This is a genomic window from Mycobacterium sp., assembly GCF_046091765.1.
GTDB lineage: Bacteria > Actinomycetota > Actinomycetes > Mycobacteriales > Mycobacteriaceae > Mycobacterium.
Genome location: NZ_JBJTCF010000087.1, coordinates 61595 through 78691 on the forward strand (window position 1 = coordinate 61595; position 17097 = coordinate 78691).

The following is a 17097-nucleotide window of genomic DNA, read 5'->3' on the forward strand; positions in this document are numbered from 1 at the left end:
AGGCTCAGCGCATGCGTTCTTCGCCGCCGGTCCCGGTGCGGGTTGCCGCGGCGCTGGTGGGGCTGCAGGGCACGGTCGGGCTGGCCGCCGCAGTGGTGTATCTGGTCCGCGGTCTGGAGGGCGCCGATCAGCGCATCGTCAGCGGGTTCGGCAACGCGGCCTGGTTCGTGATCATCGGGCTGGCGGTGGCTGCCGCGGGGTGGGCGCTGTGGACCGGCCGGCGCTGGGGCCGCGGGCTGGCGGTGTTCACCCAGCTGCTGATCCTGCCGGTGACGTGGTACGCCGGGGTCGGATCGCACCGCTGGGTTTACGCGCTGCCCATCGCGGCGCTGTCGGTCGGGGTGCTGGCGCTGCTGTTCAGCCCCGCCACGCTGCGCTGGCTGACCCGCGGCGACGGTTAGTCATCGCTCAGCCCCCGGGTCGCTCCAGCGCGAGGGCGGCCAGCGTGGGGCCGGACACCCGGTAGGCGATCCACTCGCGCATCGGCACGGCGCCGACGCCGTCGTAGAGCGCGATGGCGTCGGTGTTCCAATCCAGCACCGCCCAGGACAGCCGCGTGTAGCCGCGCTGCACGCACTCGTCGGCCAGGGTGGCCAGCATGCTGCGGGCCAGACCTCGGCGGCGGAAGCGCTCGCGGACGAACAGGTCCTCCAGGTGGATTCCGGCCACCCCGTCCCAGGTGGAGAAGTTGCGGAACCACAGCGCCATCGCCGCGATGTTCCCGTCCACGTCGGCGAGGTGGCAGGACGCCGGGGCGTCGTCGCCGAAAAGCGCTGCGGTGATCTGGTTTTCGCTCACCGTGCACTGCTCGGGGGCGCGTTCGAAGGCGGCCAGTTCGTGGATCATCGCCACGATCTCCGGCTCGTCGCCGGGCCAGGCCGGGCGGATCTGTGTGCTCGTGCGGGTCACTCGGTCACCTCCGGGGCACAGAGAGCGGAAAGGATGGTGGCGAATTTGGCTGTGGTCTCGGCGACTTCGTCGTCGGGGTCGGACTGCGCGACGATTCCGCCGCCGGCCTGGGCAACCACGCTGCGCCGATCGGCGGACAGTTGCGCGCCGCGGATGGCGACCACCCAGCGCCCGTCGCCGCGCGCGTCACACCAGCCGGCCGCGCCGGCGTAGAAGCCGCGCTCGCCCTCCAGTTCGGCGATCAGGTCGACGGCCGTCGCCGTCGGAGACCCGCCGACCGCCGGCGTCGGATGCAGTGCGAGCGCCAGATCCAATGCGGTGGTTGAGGTGTCGGCCAGCGTGCCGCGGATCGGCGTGCTCAGGTGCCACACCGCCGCGGTGCGGCTCAGCTGCGGCTCGGGGGCGACATCCAGCCGGCTGCACAGCGGCTGAAGCGCAGCGCGCATCGTGTCGACCACCAGTTGGTGTTCGTGGCGGTTCTTCTCCGATGCCGCCAGGGCGGCGCCGCTGGCGGCATCGGCCTGCGCGTCGGCGAAGCGCGGTGCGGACCCGGCGAACGGCTGGCAGCCCACCTGATCGCCGCCGCGGGCCACCAGCAGCTCGGGGCTGGCACCCACCAGGACCGCGCCGGCGAACGCGGGCCCGGCGGGGGAGAGGTCGACGAGGTATCCGGTGGCGTTCGCGTCGGCCCGGATCAGTCGGCCCAGGATCGCCATCGGGTCCAGCGGCGCATCGGCGGTCAATTCCAGGGCGCGGGCCAGCACCACTTTCTCGAGGGGGTCACTCCGGTCGCGCAGCCGCCGCAGCGCGGCCTCGATGCGCGCCCGGTGCTCGTCGGGCTCGGGTCGCGACGCGGTGATCCGCACCGCCGGCAGCGGCGCCGACGGCAGGCGCGGCGTCACGTCGGTGACGGCGAGCGGACGGTGCAGCGCGGCCGGACCGTCGAACGCCAGCGCGCCGACGATCAGGTCTGCGCTGGCGCCGCGCAGCGCCGCCGCCGCGGCGGCGGGGTCGTCTAAACCGGTGGCGATGCCCGTGGTGATCACCGTCGCCGACGGTCCGTGCAGCACGAACGACGGATCGGTCACGTCCCGGTGACCGGCTCGCGGTGGCTGGTCAGGCCCAGCGCCGACAGCTGCCGCAGCCCGTACTCGAAGCCGCACACCGCCAGCGCGGCGGTGCCGAAGCCGAACCGGGCGCCCTCGCGCAGCGGTTGCTCCACCCAGCGGGTCACCACCGAGCGGGAGAAGTGCCCGTGGCTGACGAACACCACGTCGCGGTCGACCATGTGGTCCAGCCCGTAGCTCACCGCCTGGTCGGCGCGCATGCTGACCTGATCCACGCTCTCCCCGCCGGGACAGCCGTAGGTCCACAGCAGCCAGCCGGGGTTGTCGGTGCGGATCTCGTGGGTGGTCAGCCCCTCGTAGTCCCCGTAGTCCCACTCCGACAGCAGCGGCGACACCTCGTCGACGCTCAGCCCCGCCAGCTCGGCGGTGGCCAGCGCGCGCCGGCGCGGGCTGCTGACCACCAGGGGGTCGACCAGGTCGAGGTGTCCGAGGCTCAGCGCCGCCAGCCGGGCCTGCTCGCGCCCGCGCTCGGTGAGATCAAGATCGGTCCGGCTGGTGTGCTTGCCGTCCCGTGACCATTCGGTTTCGCCGTGCCGCAACAGCACAAGCCGATGTTCGCCGACGCCCACGCCCACCGATTCTGCCCGAACCTGCAAGGATGATTGACGTGACCCGAGTTCTGGCCGTGGCCAACCAGAAGGGCGGGGTGGCCAAGACGACCACCGTCGCGTCGCTGGGGGCGGCGTTCGTCGACGCCGGCCAGCGCGTGCTGCTCGTCGACCTCGATCCGCAGGGCTGCCTGACCTTCTCGCTGGGCACCGAACCCGACAAGCTGCCGGTGTCGGTGCACGAGGTGCTGCTCGGCGAGGTCGAGCCGAGCGCGGCCCTGGTCGGCACACCGGAGGGGATGACGTTGCTGCCGGCCAACATCGACCTCGCCGGGGCCGAGGCGATGCTGCTGATGCGCGCCGGGCGCGAGTACGCGCTCAAGCGCGCGCTGGACAAGATCGACGACGAGTTCGACGTGGTGATCATCGACTGCCCGCCGTCGCTGGGCGTGCTCACGCTCAACGGTCTGACCGCCGCCGATCAGGTGATCGTTCCGCTGCAGTGCGAGACGCTGGCGCACCGGGGGGTGGGCCAGTTCCTGCGCACCATCGCCGACGTGCAGCAGATCACCAACCCCGCCCTGGAACTGCTCGGCGCGCTGCCCACGCTCTATGACGCGCGCACCACCCACAGCCGCGACGTGCTCTTCGATGTCGCCGATCGCTACGAGTTGGCGGTGCTGGCTCCTCCGATTCCGCGCACGGTGCGTTTCGCCGAGGCCAGCGCGTCGGGTTCGTCGGCGTTGTCCGGACGCAAGAACAAGGGCGCGACGGCCTACCGCGACCTGGCCGCCGCACTGCTCGCGCTGTGGAGGTCGGGCCGCAAGCTCCCGGAATTCGCCCCGGAGGCCTAACCGTCGGCCGGGTCGTCAAAACCCACGCACCGGCAGGCCACCCGGGCCAGGTCGTCGGCGGTCCGCTCGGCAGACTCCGCCGGGATGAGGATGTGGCTCAGTGCCAGGCGCACCACGGTCTCGACCATCAGCGCCGCCGCTGCCGCATCGAGGTTGGGCCACTGCTCGTCGACCCACTGCCCCAGCAACTCGTCGGCGCGGCTGATCAGGGGTTCGCCGCGGGTGGTGAGCAGCGGTAGCAGCGACGTGTCGCCGTCCATCGGCGCGCGGGTCAGAATCGTTTGCAGCAGTGGGTTTTCCGCGGTCGCGCTGAGCATGAAGCGGCCGGCGTCGCGCACCGCGCCGGCCAGGTCGCCGGGGTGGCGGTACAGGCGTTCGCGGGCGCCCTCGAAGAACGTCTCCGCCTCCCGCGCGACCAGCGCGCTGCCCAGTTCGTCCTTGGTGCCGAACTCGGCGTGCAGGCTCTGGCGGCTGACGCCGACGGCGGCGGCGACGGCGCCCATCCGGACCGCCGACCAGCCGCGCTCCAGGACCAGGTCGCGGGCGGCGTCGAGGGCCAGTTCGCGCAGTCGGGCCCGGCCGTAGGCGCGGGTCTCGGCGCGCAGCGCGGCGGCGGTCATGCCGCCGAGTCTACGACAAAAATGTCTTTTTGATTGGATTGCTTGACACTTTTTGATTTTTGTCGGATATTGGGGTCATGACCACCGCCATCGCCCGTGCGCAGCGCCCCTACGACCCGGCCGATCTCTCCTCGCTGGAGTTCTGGTCGTCCACCGCCGCCGACCGGGAGCGGACCTTCGCCGAGTTGCGCGCGCTCCGGCCCGTTTCGTGGCACCGGCCGGTGCGCAACGGGATGTTCTCCGACCCCAACGACGAGGGCTTCTGGGCCGTCGTGCGGCACGCCGATCTGGTCGAGGTGACCCGCCGGCCCGCCGACTTCCTCTCCGGCCGGGGCATCACCTTCGAGTCGATCCCGCCCGAACTTCTCGACGCCGCGCAGGGCTTCATCGCGATGGACCCGCCGCGGCACACCAAGATCCGCCGGCTGCTGGCGGCGGCCTTCACCCCCAAGCAACTGGCCCGCATCGACACCGACATCGCGGCCAACGCGCGCCGGATCGTCGACGAGGTCGCCGACCGGGGCGAGATCGACTTCGTCAGCGAGGTCGCCGCGCTGGTCCCGATGCACAACATCTGCGACATGGTCGGCATCCCCGCGGAGCACCGCCGCACCATCGCCTACGAGTCGCAGTTCGCCGACGGGTGGCGCGACCCGCGCCTGCTGCAGGGCGCCGAACCGCTCGCCCGGGTCGCCCAGACGATCGCCACGGTGCACGGCATCGCCCACGAACTCATCGCCGCGCGCCGCAGCGCGCCGCAGAACGACCTGATGACGGCGATGGTTCAGGCCGAGGTGGACGGCGAACGTCTCACCGACGACGAGATCTCGTCGATCTTCGCGCTGCTGATCATCGCCGGTAACGACACCACCCGGCAGTCGATCGCCCACGGCCTCAAGGCCCTGACCGACTTCCCCGATCAGCGCGCCTGGCTGATGGCGGACATCGACGGCCGGATGCCGCTGGCGGTCGAGGAGATCGTCCGCTGGGCCACCCCGATCATGACGTTCCGCCGCACCGCCGCCCACGACACCGAACTCGGCGGGCATCTGATCACCGAGGGCGACAAGGTGATCATGTTCTACGCCTCGGCCAACTTCGACACCGAGGTGTTCGACCATCCCGAGCGTCTGGACCTGTCGCGCTCACCCAACCGGCACGTCGCGTTCGGCGGCGGCGGGATCCACCACTGCCTGGGCGCGCAACTGGCCCGCCGCCAGATCGCCGCGACGTTGCGCGAACTGCTGACCCGGCTGCCCGACATCAGCGCGGTCGGCGAGCCGGAGTTGGGCAATGGCAACTTCTTCCATACCGTGATAAGCATGACCGCACGGTTCACCCCGGAGCGACGGTGAAGACACGGTGAAAGTTCTTGTCGACCGCAGCCGCTGCTCGTCCATCGGCCTGTGCGAGGCGACCGCGCCGGACATCTTCGGGATCGGCCCGGACGGCGCGTTGCACATCCTGCTCGACGACATCGGTGCGGACCGTCGTCTCGACCTCGAGCAGGCCTGCGAGAACTGCCCGACGCAGGCCCTGAGCATCAGCGAGGACTAGGTCCGAAGCCCACCACGTTCGCGCCGCGCTGCTCGACGATGATGGACCCGATCGCCGCCGGCAGTACCGGCGCGCTGCCCGGGGGGTGTGTGACCGGGATGAGCCGTTCGAAGCGCGCGTCGGCAGCGTCGTGCACGGCGATCCCGCCGGCCACCGGCACCAGCAGCTTGCCGGCCATCTCGGTCGCCGGGCCCAGCGGCCGGCGCTCCTCGGTGCCCTCGATGGTGTAGCGGTACCCCAGCGCGGAATCGAACACCACCACCGCCGAGCCGCTCCACCAGGTGTAGCGATCCCCGGCGCGGCTCAGCGTCGGCGGAGCGACCGGCAGCGACGCCGCCTCGGCGAGCGGGGTGCTGGAGATCTGCGAGCCGGTCTCGTCGTAGACGGCCACCCGCGGTTGGGGGGTGGGCAGGTAGACCGCGGCGGTGGTGCCCGCCACGGCGAGCACCCGGGCATCGGAATCGGGCGCCAGCCCGGTCAGGTCGACCTTCTTGGTCTCCGGCTCGTCCTCGTCCTTGGCCGGTGTGATCAGCTTGAGATCCAGTTCCGCTGCGCCCGGGCAGACCTCCAGCACCGCCGCTGCGGAATCGCTGGCGGCCGCCGACATCAGCGCGCAGCCCTGGCCCAGGCCGGTGTTGACCGGCTTGATCCGGGCGTCGATCTCGCCGTAGGACAGCATCCGCACCAGATCCGAACGCCACAGTTCCAGCCGGGTCGGTCCGTAGGACAGCACCGCGGTGCCGTCAGAACTCACCACCACCTGGTTGTCGGCGTAGGAGGTGCGCGTCGGGCCGCGCTGTCCGGTGTCGGCCTTGATGCCGCTGACCTGTCCGCAGCCGCGCCGGTCGGGATACACCGCCACCGCCAGGTCGTAGACGTAGGACACCGCGCACAACTCGGCGTCGCGCGCATAACTCCAGCGTGCCGCGCCGGTCTGGGTGTCGATACCGGCCATCGTGCGGCCGTCGCCGGTCACCACCGTCCCGCCCATCACCACCGGGGCGGCGGTCTTACCGCTCGCGGCGCTCCACAGCTGGGTGAAGCTCTGCGGAACCTCTTGTGCCGCTGGGACATTCGGTGCCGGCCCGTCGGCCGGCCGGAAGGTTGTCCTGCGGGCCGAACTGAACCACCAGAACGCCGCGATCACGACCGCGACCACCGCGACGATCGCCGCCGCCGCCAGCAGGTCGCCTCGGGTTCGGCGTTCGGGTCGCAGCACCGGCAGTTCGCGTCGGGTCAGTTGGCGGGCGTGGCGGCCTTACCGGGCCGGCGGCGCCGCCGGCGGCGCCGCGGGGTCCCGTCGGCAGCCTGGGTCTGAGACCCCGCGGCGGTCTCGGCGGTGCGTTCGACGTGCCCGGTGGCGGGCTTGCCGCCGCGGGTGCGCTGCCGGGGAGAGCGATCGCGCGCCGGGCGCGACTCGGCGCGATCCGGCTTGGCCGTCCGGGGCTTGGCGCGCGAGTCGCCGATCCGCCCGCCGGCCCCCGCGGGGATGTTCAGCTCGGTGTAGAAGTGCGGGGAGTTGGAGTAGGTCTCCGCCGGGTCGGGGCAGTCCAGCTTGAGCGCCTTGTTGATCATCGACCAGCGTTCCAGCTCGTCCCAGTCGACCAGGGTGATCGCCACCCCGGTCTTGCCGGCCCGGCCGGTGCGGCCGATGCGGTGCACGTAGGCCTGCTCGTCCTCGGGGATCTGGTAGTTGATGACGTGGGTGACGTCGTCGATGTCGATGCCGCGGGCGGCGACGTCGGTGGCCACCAGTACGTCGATGTCCCCGCTGCGGAACGCCGCGAGCGCCTTCTCCCGCGCGATCTGGCCCAGGTCGCCGTGCACGGCTCCGCACTTGAACCCGCGCTCGGCCAGGTCGTCGGCCACCTTCTGCGCGGTGCGCTTGGTGCGGGTGAAGATCATCGTCGCGCCGCGGCCCTCGGCCTGCAGGATGCGCGCGACCATCTCCACCTTGTCCAGTGCGTGCGCCCGGTAGGCGAACTGCTCGGTGGTCTCGTGGGTGGCCGAGCCCTGCACGCCCTCGGCGCGGATGTGGGTGGGCTGGTTCATGAAGGTGCGCGCCAGCGTGATGATCGGATCGGGCATGGTCGCCGAGAAGAGCATCGCCTGGCGCTTCTCGGGGATCCGGCTCAGGATCCGCTCGATGTCGGGCAGGAAGCCCAGATCGAGCATCTCGTCGGCCTCGTCGAGCACCAGCACCGACAGCCCGCCCAGTTTGAGGTGGCCCTGCTGGGCCAGATCCAGCAGCCGTCCCGGTGTGCCCACGACCACGTCGGCGCCGGCGCGCAGCGCCTCGATCTGCGGCTCGTAGGGCCGCCCGCCGTAGATCGACACCACCGCCAGCGGCCGGCCCTCGGCGTGCAGGTGCTTGGCGGCGTGGCAGAGGTCCTCGTAGACCTGCAGGCACAGCTCCCGGGTGGGCACCACGACCAGCGCGCGCGGCGTGCCGTCCAGCGCGGCTGCGCCGGGGGCGGTGATGCGCTGCAGCAGCGGCACCCCGAAGGCGAAGGTCTTGCCCATGCCGGTGCGGGCCTGGCCGATCAGGTCATCGCCGGCCAGCGCCAGCGGAAGGGTGAGCGCCTGGATGGCGAAGGTGTTCTCGATGCCGTTCTCGGCGAGCGCGCGGACGATCTCCTCGCGCACGCCCAACTCGGCGAAACTGGTGGTGGCCTCGCTGGGCGCATGGGTATGCAGGTGTGTCATGTGGGTCGCTTCTCTCGTGTTCTGTCGCGTGTGTTCCCGCGTGCACGAGTGACGTCCCGAAGTGGAATTTCCAGGCCCTGCGCCGCTGACGGGCGGGCCTACGTGCACGCACATTTCCGTGAAAACTACGTGCGAACCTTGCGGTTCAGGTTCCCATGATACCCCGGTCGGCCCGGCGGGCCCGGATCGGCGTGCGGACTACAGTGTCGGGCATGGCCGGCGCCACCCCCTCGTCCTCGCAGTCCTCCCCGGCTTTCGTGGCCGATCACCCCGGCGTCAACGAGCTGTTCGCCCTGCTGGCCTACGGCGAACTGGCCGCGTTCTACCGGCTCACCGACGAGGCCCGGATGTCGCCGGACATGCGCGGCCGGATCAATATGGCGCGGATGGCTGCCGCCGAGATGGGCCACTTCGCGATGCTGCAGGACGCCCTGGAGGCCCGCGGGGTGGACGTGCTGCCGGCCATGACGCGCTACGCCCCGGCCCTCGAGCAGTACCACCGGCTGACCACCCCGAGCACCTGGCTGGAGGCGTTGGTCAAGACCTACGTCGGCGACGCGCTGGCCGCCGACCTGTACCTGGCGATCGCCGACTCGCTGCCCGCCGAGGTCGCCGACGTGGTGCGCGCGGTGCTCGCCGAGACCGTCCACTCCCAGTTCGTCGTCGCCGAGGTCCGCTCGGCGGTGACCGCCAGCGGCAGGCAGCGCAGCCGGCTGGCGCTGTGGTCGCGCCGACTGCTCGGTGAGGCGATCACCCAGGCGCAGTACATCCTGGCCGACCACGACGAACTGGTGGACCTGGTGCTCGCCGGCGGGGGCCTGGGTCATATCTCCGACTTCTTCGACCAACTGCAGAAGACCCACGACGAGCGGATGCGCGAACTCGGGCTCGCCTGAGTAGCCCCGGGGGGATCAGTGGTTGCAGGTGGTGCTCGGGCTGAACTGGGTCTGGGACACCACGGTCGCGCCGCGCGCGTCGGTGATCCAGCAGTTCAGTTGGCTGCCGGTGCTGTTGGCGGTGACGTAGGTGACCGGCAGGGCGGGCGTCACCGTCAGCGTCCAGGGCAGCGTGACGTTCTCGGCGGTGCGCAGCGCGCCGGTCTCGTCGGCGTAGACGATCGTGACCGGGTCGTCGGGGCGCTGGTTTCCGGCCACGGTGTAGACGAACTCGCGGGCGTCGATCTGGGGCTGCGCCTGTGACTCGGCGGCCTGGGCGGTCGCGGTGACCCGCACCGGCACCTCCGGGCTGGGAGCGGCGACGGGTCCGGCGGTGGCCACCACCGTGCGCTTGGCGGGGGCCGGGGCGGCGTCGGCGTCGGCGGTGCTGGCCGATCCGCCGGTCTTGATGACCATCGCGGTGGCGATCGCGGTGGCGAGCATGCCGATGACGGTCAGCGCCACGCTGGACCAGCCGCTCCGCCGTCGGCGCACGGGCCCGTAGTCGTCGTACTCGCCGTACCCGTCGTAGCCGTCGACGTCGTCGTAGCCGTCGACGTCCCAGTCCGAGTACCTGCCCACCCGGCCAGGTTAGGGACCGCACCCCCGTGCCCGCCCCTGCCGCACGCAGCCGTTGTCATGCTGTTATCGCAGCTTGACACCGCCTTGGCCGGATCGCGCCCGGATCACGCCCGGATCGCGCGCGCCCCCGACCGGCTCGCCCGCGACGCCCCGGGCGCGTCGACTAGCCTGCTGTGAGCCGCACGCCAACGGAAAGGGGCCGACGTGGAGGTCAAGATCGGTGTCTCGGACAGTCCGCGCGAGCTGGCGTTCAACAGCTCCCAGACGCCCACCGAAGTCGAGGACCTGGTGCGGACGGCACTGGCCGGCAAGGATTCCGGGGTGCTGAGCCTGACCGACGAGAAGGGGCGCCGGTTTCTGGTGCAGACCAGCAAGGTCAGCTATGTCGAGATCGGCGCGGCCGACTCCCGCCGGGTCGGCTTCGGCGTCGGCAAGCCGGAGGCCTGACCGCCCTCAGGAGCGGGCCAGCGGCACGTGCGACAGGCCGCCCCAGGCGAACTGCACGGTGGCCTCCACCGCGTCCTCCTTGGAAATCGGGCGCTCGGCGTTGAGCCAGTAGCGCGCGCAGTCCACGCTGATCCCCACCAATCCCACGGCGATGATGCGGGCGCGGTGCGGTTCGAGCCCCGAGTCCCGGCTGATCAGGTCGAACACCGCGTCGGTGCACGCCTCGGTGGCCACCTTCACCTGCGCGGCGACCTGCGGCTCGGAGACGAAGTCGTTCTCGAAGATCAGCCGGTAGCCCTGGCTGTCGTGCTCGATGAAGTCGAAGAACGCCTGCACCGCGGCGCGCAGCCGCTGGCGGTTGTCGGTGGTGGTGCGCAGCGCCTGGCGCACCCGCGACAGCAGGGTGTCCACGTGCAGCTGCAGCACCGCCAGATACAGGTCCAGCTTGCTGGAGAAGTGCTGGTAGAGCACCGGTTTGCTGACCCCGGCGCGGTCGGCGATCTCGTCCATGCCGGTGGCGTGGTAGCCGCGGTCGACGAACACCTCGCTGGCCGCGCTGAGCAGCTGTCCGCGGCGCTCGCCGCGGGGCAGCCGCCCGCCGCGGCTCACACTCGCGCGCCTGCCGGCGCGCAGTTCGCTCACCGGCCAGAGATTACGCCCCGCCGACGCCCCGCCCTGATCAATGCGGTCCCGACAGGCCGGTTATGCCATCCTGAGGCGGTGACCTACAAGCTCGGCCCCCCGCAACCCGGCCGCGTGCCGGTGCTGCGCGTCGAGCCGAGCCGCCCGCTGCGCGCCCACCGCGACCCGCTGACCGCCGACTCGGGCCGGCCCCGGGCCGACCGCGAGCAGCACCGCAACATCCGCCGGCAGACCCGGCTGGGCAAGTTCCTGTCCGTCTACGGCTGGCGGGCCTACGCCCTGCCGGTGCTGGTGGCGCTGACCGGGGTGGTGCTCTACCAGACCGTCACCGGCACCGCGGTGCCCTCGGCGGAGGACACCATCAAGGGCCCGCCCAAGATCGGCTCCTCGGGCACCGCGATCGTCGGCGGCCCGCCGCGCGGCCTGACCGAGTTCGACGCCACCCTGCCCACCGGCATCCTGCCCACCGGCGGGCCGTTCACCGAGGCGGGCGCCAAGACGTGGTCGGTCATCGGCGGCGACATGCCCCAGGTCGGCCAGGGCACCGCGAAGGTGTTCACCTACACCGTCGAGGTCGAGGACGGCGTGGACACCTCGTCCTTCGGGGGCGACGAGGGGTTCGCCCGGATGGTCAGCGAGACGCTGGCCAACCCGAAGAGCTGGACGCACAACCCGCAGTTCGCCTTCCGGCGCATCGACGCCACCAGCACCGACGAGCCCGACTTCCGGGTGTCGCTGACTTCTCCGATGACCATCCGCGAGGGCTGCGGCTACGAGATCGAGATCGAAACGTCCTGCTACAACCCGATTTACGGCCCCGACGCCGAACCGCGGGTGTTCCTCAACCTCGCGCGCTGGGTGCGCGGTGCGGTGCCGTTCCAGGGCGACATCGGTTCCTACCGGCAGTACCTGATCAATCACGAGGTCGGCCACGCCATCGGCTACACCAACCACGAGCCGTGCGACAAGAACGGCGCGCTGGCGCCGATCATGATGCAGCAGACCTTCTCCACCTCCGACAACGACGCCTCCCGGTTCGACCCGCAGTTCGTCAAGCCCGACGGCAAGACCTGCCGGTTCAACCCCTGGCCCTACCCGATCGCCTGAGACCGGCGTGACATCGCGGCCGGCGGGAGCGGCAGTCGACGGCGGCGAACTGCTGGCGCGCGCACTGGCCGCGGCGGGCGTCACCGACGTCTTCGCCCTGCACGGCGGGCACCTCGACGCGTTCTGGACGGCGTGCCGCGCCAACGGCCTGCGCCTGGTCGACACCCGCCACGAGGCCGCGGCCGGGCACGCCGCCGACGGCTACGCCCGCACCACTGGCGGGCTCGGCGTCGCGGTGGTCACCTCCGGGCCCGGATTCGCCAACGGCTTCGCGGCCCTGCCCAACGCGATGAGCGACGCGGTGCCGATGCTGATGGTCGCCAGCTCGCCGCCGCTGCGCGAACTGCAGACCAACGAGATGCAGGGCGGCTTCGACCAGGTCGCCGCCGCCGCGCCGGTCACCAAGTGGGCGCACCGCATCGTCACCACCGAACGCATCCCCGACCTCGTCGCCCTGGCGGTGCGCACCGCGCTGTCCGGGCGGCCCGGCCCGGTCTTCCTGGAGATCCCGATCGACGTCCTGGTCACCGCGGTCGACGAGGCGGGCCTGCCGCCGGCCGGCCCGGCGCTCATCGCCGATCGCCCCGCCCCCTCGCCCGCCGCCGTACGGGCTGCGGCCGATCTGCTGCTGCACGCCGAGCGTCCCGCGATCGTCGTCGGCGGCGGGGCGCTGTGGTCGTCGTGCGGCGCGGAACTGGCGGCCTTCGCCGACCGCGCCGGCATCCCGGTGTTCGCGAACAACCGCGCGCTGGGTCTGCTGCCCGCCGCGCACCGCTGCAACGGCTGGGCGGTGGACAGCCTGTCGCTGATGGCGATGACCGGCCAGCCGCTGCCCGACGTGGTGCTGCTGCTCGGCGCCCGGCTCGGTCTGCTCACCGGGGGCCGGGCCCACTCGCTGATCCCGCCCGAGGCGGCGGTGATCCAGGTCGACCTCGAGGCCGCCGAGATGGGGCGGCTGCGGCCGGTGCAGGTGCCCGTCGTCGCCGACTGCCGCGAGGCGCTGCAGGCGCTGTGCGCGGTCGAGGTGAGCTGGCCCGACCGCGCCGACTGGCTGGCCTCGGCCACCGGCGCGCACGCCCTCGTCGAGCAGTTGTTCGGCGCGGCCCCGCCGGCCGTGGACGGGCGGCTGCACCCCTACCACGCCGGCCGCGAGGCGCTGCTGGGCGCCGGTGCGGACGCGGTGCTGGTGCTCGACGGCGGGGAGGCGCCGCTGTGGGCGGCGATGAGCGTCGCGGCGGCGGCCCCGCACCGGGTGCTCAACCTCGGCTACATGGGCTTCCTCGGGATCGGGCAGGGCTTCGCGATCGGCGCGCAGATCGCCGAACCTGCGCGCCGCGTCCTTCAGGTCACCGGCGACGGCGCCTACGGGTTTCACCTCGCCGAGCTCGACACGATGGTCCGCCACGGCCTGCCGGTGGTCACCGTCGTGCTCAACAACGCCTGCTGGGGGATGTCGATCCACGGTCAGGAGGCGGTCTACGGCGCCGGCAGCGACGTCATCGTCCGGCTGGCCGACACCGACTACCACGAGGTCGCCCGCGCCCTCGGCGGCTACGGCGAGCGGGTGACCGAGATCGGCGAGGTGCGCGCGGCGGTGCAGCGGGCCTTCGACTCCGGGCTGCCGGCCTGCGTCAACGTCGCCGTCGCCGCCTCGGTGGTGCACCCGATGACCACCGCCATGCTGGGCGACCTGGAGGCCGACAACGAAATCGTCGTGCCCTACTACGAGAACATCCCGGGGCGTGGCTGAGCCGGCCCCGCGGCCGGTGCGGGAAGCATCCCGCCGCCGGCGTGGTTGGTAGCCGTGTGAGGAGTTGCCGGTGACCGCACCGCTGCCGCCGCTGGTCGAGCCGGGCCCGGAGCTGACCCGGGCCGAGGTCGCCCGCTACAGCCGGCACCTGATCATCCCCGAGATCGGGGTGCTCGGGCAGCGGCGGCTGAAGAACGCGCGGGTGCTGGTGATCGGAGCGGGCGGACTGGGTTCGCCCACGCTGCTCTACCTGGCCGCCGCCGGGGTGGGCACCCTGGGCGTGGTCGACGACGACGTGGTCGACGAGTCCAACCTGCAGCGCCAGATCATCCACGGCCAGTCCGACGTGGGCCGGCCCAAGGCCGAGAGCGCGCGGGAGGCGATCCTCGAGATCAACCCCCTGGTCACCGTGGACGTGCACCCGATCCGGCTGAGCCCCGACAACGCCGTCGAGTTGTTCGCCGGCTACGACCTCATCATCGACGGCACCGACAACTTCGCCACCCGCTATCTGGTCAACGACGCGGCCGTGCTGGCCGGCAAGCCCTACGTGTGGGGGTCGATCTTCCGCTTCGAGGGCCAGGTGTCGGTGTTCTGGGAGGCCGCCCCCGACGGGCCCGACGGGCAGCGCCGCGGCCTGAACTACCGCGACCTCTACCCCGAACCCCCGCCGCCGGGCATGGTGCCGTCCTGCGCGGAGGGCGGGGTGCTGGGCATCCTGTGCGCCTCCATCGCCTCGGTGATGGGCACCGAGGCGATCAAGCTGATCACCGGCATCGGCGAGCCGCTGCTGGGCCGGCTGATGATCTACGACGCGCTGGAGATGAGCTACCGCACCATCACCGTCCGCAAGGACCCCGCCACCAGCGCGATCACCGCCCTGGTCGACTACGAGGAGTTCTGCGGCACCGCCTCCGAGGCGGCCGGGCGGGCCGCCGCCGGATCGACCATCACCCCGCTGGAACTGCGCGAACTGCTCGACTCGGGCGCCAAGGTCGCGCTGATCGACGTGCGCGAGCCCGCCGAGTGGGACATCAACCGCATCGACGGCGCCGAGCTGATCCCCAAGTCGACCCTGGAGAACGGGGAGGGCCTGGCCAGGCTGCCGCAGGACCGGGTCGCGGTGCTCTACTGCAAGACCGGGGTCCGCTCGGCCGAGGCGCTGGCGGCGGTCCAACGCGCGGGTTTCGCCGACGCGCTGCACCTGCAGGGCGGCATCGTGGCCTGGGCCCGCCAACTCGAACCCGACATGGTGATGTACTGACGGCCCCCCGCGTCCCGCACGCCTTACCCTGGCGAGTGTGATCGAGGTGGTGATCGGCGAGCGCCCGCCCGAGCACGTCATGACGGCGTTCGGCATCCGGGGGAGCGTCGAGCCGCAGCAGCTCGACGACGGCTGGGACGGCGGCTGGCGCTGCGGGGAGCTGGTGCTGTCGCTGGTCGCCGACAACGCCCGCGCGGCCTGGTCGGCCTCGGTGCGCGAAACGCTGTTCGTCGACGGGCTGCGGCTGGCCCGGCCGGTGCGCTCCACCGACGGCCGCTACGTGGTCTCGGGCTGGCGGGCCGACACCTACGTCTCGGGCACCCCCGAGCCGCGCCATGACGAGGTGGTCTCGGTCGGGGTACGGCTGCACGAGGCCACCTCCAAGCTGGAGCGCCCGCAGTTCCTCACCCGCCCGCCGGTGCCGCCGTGGACCGACGTCGACGTGTTCGTCGCCGCCGACCGCGCGGCCTGGGAGGACCGTCCGCTGCGCATGATGCCGCCCGGCGCCCCCGAACTGCCCGCCGACAGCGCCGGGGTGCAGCTGATCGCCGAGCTGGCCGCGCTGCGCAAGCCCACCAAGAGCCCCAGCCAGCTGGTGCACGGCGACCTCTACGGCGGTGTCCTCTTCGACGGCACCGCGCCGCCGGGGATCACCGACATCACCCCGTACTGGCGGCCGCCCTCGTGGGCGGCCGGGGTCGCGGTGGTGGATGCCGTCGCGTGGGGCGACGCCGACGACGCGCTCGTCGAGCGCTGGGAGGCGCTGCCGGAGTGGCCGCAGATGCTGTTGCGCGCGTTGCTGTTCCGCGTCGCCGTGCATGTGCTGCATCCGCGCTCGACCGAGGAGAACTTCGGCGGGCTGGCGCACATGGCGGCGCTGGTGAAGCTGGCCCTCTAGTCGAGCGCCCTAGTCGAACCCTCTAGCGCAAGGCGTGCCGGACCGACTCGGCGCCGGTGATCGCAACGCGGCCGTCCCGGTCGCTGACCCCCTCGGCGCGCAGCAACGCCAGCTGCCGGTCCGCCAGGTGGCGGGCGGGACGGCCCGAGGCCGAGATCACCCGGTGCCAGGGCAGGTCGGCGGAGTCGGTCGCCATGATCCATCCGACGATGCGCGCACTGGAAAGCCCTGCCGCGCAGGCGATGTCGCCGTAGGTGCACACCCGTCCCGGCGGGATCGAGGACACCAGCGCGCGGACCGCCTGCACCTGCGCGTCGGTGGTGCGCGTGCTCACCGTTCGAGCATGCCGCGGATCACCGCGGCGGTGTCGGCGGGTTTGGCGTGTGCGACCATGTGCGCGCAGCCGAAGTCGACCAGGGTGAAGTCCGAACCCAGCCGCCCCGACAGCCCGTCGATCAGTTCCTCGCTGACGTACGGCGGCTCGGAGAACGCCGCGCGCACCAGCGTCGTGGCAGTTCCCCTGCGGGGCAACGCGATATCACGCGCCAGCTCGCTCCAGTAGGACATGATCGCCGGCACGCACACCCGCCAGCCGAACCGGCCGTTGGGCAGCGCCACCAGATGCTCGTCGAGATCCGCGTCGAGTTCGGCCGCCGCGACGTCGACCCACGAGCCGGTGGCCTTCTCGGTGCGCGCCTCGGCGCGGTCGGTGTAGTCGGGCGAGGCCAGCGTCGCCTCGGCGATCTCACGCATCCGCTCGCCGTCGAGGCCGACCGCCGGATCCAGCAGCACCAGCGCGGACACCAGATCGGGGCAGGACGCCGCCAGATGCAGCGCGATGGCCCCGCCGAAGGAGTGGCCCACCACCACGACCGGTCCGCGGGCCTGGTCCTCGATCAGCCCGGCCAGCGCGGTGACGTTGGCGTCGATGGTCCACGGCGCGGCATACGACGAGCGGCCGTGGCCGATGAGATCCGGTGCGAGGAAACCGAATTCGGGCAGGTACCGGCCGGCCAGGGTGTGCCAGCGCGCGCCGTGGCCGGTCAGCCCGTGGATGGCCAGCACCCGCGCCGGACCCGGTGGGCCGTAGCGGTGCAGGTGCAGGGCGGCGCTCACCGCAACCATGCTGGCACACCGGTGTCGGCGAGTGC

20 protein-coding genes are annotated in these 17097 nt (G+C 72.0%); 10 read left to right on the plus strand and 10 right to left on the minus strand.

The features are described 5' to 3' along the window. The first annotated feature begins 11 nt into the window (after window positions 1–11). The gene (locus ACKOB8_RS09190) at window positions 12–401 is read left to right on the plus strand and encodes a hypothetical protein (RefSeq protein WP_526376893.1); all 390 of its coding nucleotides are present in this window, start codon (window positions 12–14) and stop codon (window positions 399–401) included. Between the two features lie 7 nt (window positions 402–408). Here ACKOB8_RS09190 and ACKOB8_RS09195 read toward each other — a convergent pair whose 3' ends face one another. The 3 genes from ACKOB8_RS09195 to ACKOB8_RS09205 are packed head-to-tail and all read right to left on the minus strand — an operon-like array spanning window position 409 to window position 2605. Next, window positions 409–846 (minus strand): GNAT family N-acetyltransferase, encoded by a 438-nt coding sequence (locus ACKOB8_RS09195; RefSeq protein WP_526376935.1) that lies wholly within the window; start codon window positions 844–846, stop codon window positions 409–411. A 59-nt stretch (window positions 847–905) separates the two neighbouring features. Beyond that, window positions 906–1997, minus strand: a complete 1092-nt coding sequence (locus ACKOB8_RS09200) for an isochorismate synthase (protein WP_526376894.1) — start codon at window positions 1995–1997, stop codon at window positions 906–908. Beyond that, window positions 1994–2605 (minus strand): acid phosphatase, encoded by a 612-nt coding sequence (locus tag ACKOB8_RS09205; RefSeq protein WP_526376895.1) that lies wholly within the window; start codon window positions 2603–2605, stop codon window positions 1994–1996. Before ACKOB8_RS09205 ends, ACKOB8_RS09200 begins: the two co-directional genes overlap by 4 nt. 29 nt (window positions 2606–2634) lie before the next feature. Here ACKOB8_RS09205 and ACKOB8_RS09210 point away from each other — a divergent pair, with 29 nt between their 5' ends. Then, on the plus strand, window positions 2635–3438 hold the full coding sequence (locus ACKOB8_RS09210) for a ParA family protein (RefSeq protein ID WP_526376896.1): 804 nt from the start codon (window positions 2635–2637) through the stop codon (window positions 3436–3438). Here ACKOB8_RS09210 and ACKOB8_RS09215 read toward each other — a convergent pair. Next, entirely contained in the window at window positions 3435–4058 is a 624-nt protein-coding gene (locus tag ACKOB8_RS09215; protein ID WP_526376897.1) for a TetR/AcrR family transcriptional regulator, read from the minus strand. The two genes, ACKOB8_RS09210 and ACKOB8_RS09215, sit on opposite strands and share 4 nt — an antisense overlap. Before the next feature lie 77 nt (window positions 4059–4135). Here ACKOB8_RS09215 and ACKOB8_RS09220 point away from each other — a divergent pair, with 77 nt between their 5' ends. Together ACKOB8_RS09220 and ACKOB8_RS09225 are read left to right on the plus strand one after the other, a co-directional pair. Further along, a complete protein-coding gene (locus ACKOB8_RS09220) occupies window positions 4136–5413 on the plus strand; it encodes a cytochrome P450 (protein ID WP_526376898.1) in 1278 nt (425 codons plus the stop codon). A gap of 7 nt (window positions 5414–5420) precedes the next feature. Further along, window positions 5421–5615, plus strand: a complete 195-nt coding sequence (locus ACKOB8_RS09225) for a ferredoxin (RefSeq protein WP_526376899.1) — start codon at window positions 5421–5423, stop codon at window positions 5613–5615. Here ACKOB8_RS09225 and ACKOB8_RS09230 read toward each other — a convergent pair. Both ACKOB8_RS09230 and ACKOB8_RS09235 read right to left on the minus strand, forming a co-directional pair. Further along, the gene (locus ACKOB8_RS09230; protein WP_526376900.1) at window positions 5602–6834 is read right to left on the minus strand and encodes an Rv3212 family protein; all 1233 of its coding nucleotides are present in this window, start codon (window positions 6832–6834) and stop codon (window positions 5602–5604) included. The genes ACKOB8_RS09225 and ACKOB8_RS09230 overlap by 14 nt on opposite strands. Window positions 6835–6851: 17 nt before the next feature. Further along, entirely contained in the window at window positions 6852–8321 is a 1470-nt protein-coding gene (locus tag ACKOB8_RS09235) for a DEAD/DEAH box helicase (RefSeq protein WP_526376901.1), read from the minus strand. A gap of 212 nt (window positions 8322–8533) precedes the next feature. Here ACKOB8_RS09235 and ACKOB8_RS09240 point away from each other — a divergent pair, with 212 nt between their 5' ends. Next, window positions 8534–9217, plus strand: coding sequence for a ferritin-like fold-containing protein (locus ACKOB8_RS09240; protein WP_526376902.1), 684 nt, complete (start codon window positions 8534–8536; stop codon window positions 9215–9217). Window positions 9218–9232: 15 nt separating this feature from the next. Here ACKOB8_RS09240 and ACKOB8_RS09245 read toward each other — a convergent pair whose 3' ends face one another. Continuing rightward, window positions 9233–9838, minus strand: coding sequence for an MmpS family transport accessory protein (locus tag ACKOB8_RS09245; protein WP_526376903.1), 606 nt, complete (start codon window positions 9836–9838; stop codon window positions 9233–9235). A 204-nt stretch (window positions 9839–10042) separates the two neighbouring features. On the opposite strand from ACKOB8_RS09245, the gene ACKOB8_RS09250 reads away from it, so the two are divergent. Next, a complete protein-coding gene (locus tag ACKOB8_RS09250; protein ID WP_526376904.1) occupies window positions 10043–10285 on the plus strand; it encodes a DUF3107 family protein in 243 nt (80 codons plus the stop codon). A 6-nt stretch (window positions 10286–10291) separates the two neighbouring features. Here the strand turns inward: ACKOB8_RS09250 and fasR are convergent, their stop codons facing one another. Beyond that, window positions 10292–10927, minus strand: coding sequence for an HTH-type transcriptional activator FasR (fasR, locus tag ACKOB8_RS09255; protein ID WP_526376905.1), 636 nt, complete (start codon window positions 10925–10927; stop codon window positions 10292–10294). A 78-nt stretch (window positions 10928–11005) separates the two neighbouring features. On the opposite strand from fasR, the gene ACKOB8_RS09260 reads away from it, so the two are divergent. From ACKOB8_RS09260 to ACKOB8_RS09275, 4 genes are all read left to right on the plus strand, one after another. Next, window positions 11006–12034, plus strand: coding sequence for a DUF3152 domain-containing protein (locus ACKOB8_RS09260; protein WP_526376906.1), 1029 nt, complete (start codon window positions 11006–11008; stop codon window positions 12032–12034). A gap of 7 nt (window positions 12035–12041) precedes the next feature. Beyond that, the gene (locus ACKOB8_RS09265) at window positions 12042–13784 is read left to right on the plus strand and encodes a thiamine pyrophosphate-binding protein (RefSeq protein WP_526376907.1); all 1743 of its coding nucleotides are present in this window, start codon (window positions 12042–12044) and stop codon (window positions 13782–13784) included. A 70-nt stretch (window positions 13785–13854) separates the two neighbouring features. After that, complete coding sequence (gene moeZ, locus ACKOB8_RS09270; protein WP_526376908.1) at window positions 13855–15048, plus strand: adenylyltransferase/sulfurtransferase MoeZ; 1194 nt, start codon at window positions 13855–13857, stop codon at window positions 15046–15048. A 49-nt stretch (window positions 15049–15097) separates the two neighbouring features. Continuing rightward, a complete protein-coding gene (locus tag ACKOB8_RS09275) occupies window positions 15098–15946 on the plus strand; it encodes a TIGR02569 family protein (RefSeq protein ID WP_526376936.1) in 849 nt (282 codons plus the stop codon). A 22-nt stretch (window positions 15947–15968) separates the two neighbouring features. On the opposite strand, the gene ACKOB8_RS09280 is transcribed toward ACKOB8_RS09275, so the two are convergent. After that, the gene (locus ACKOB8_RS09280; protein ID WP_526376909.1) at window positions 15969–16280 is read right to left on the minus strand and encodes an MGMT family protein; all 312 of its coding nucleotides are present in this window, start codon (window positions 16278–16280) and stop codon (window positions 15969–15971) included. Then, the gene (locus tag ACKOB8_RS09285; protein ID WP_526376910.1) at window positions 16277–17062 is read right to left on the minus strand and encodes an alpha/beta fold hydrolase; all 786 of its coding nucleotides are present in this window, start codon (window positions 17060–17062) and stop codon (window positions 16277–16279) included. Before ACKOB8_RS09285 ends, ACKOB8_RS09280 begins: the two co-directional genes overlap by 4 nt. Window positions 17063–17097 lie beyond the last annotated feature (35 nt).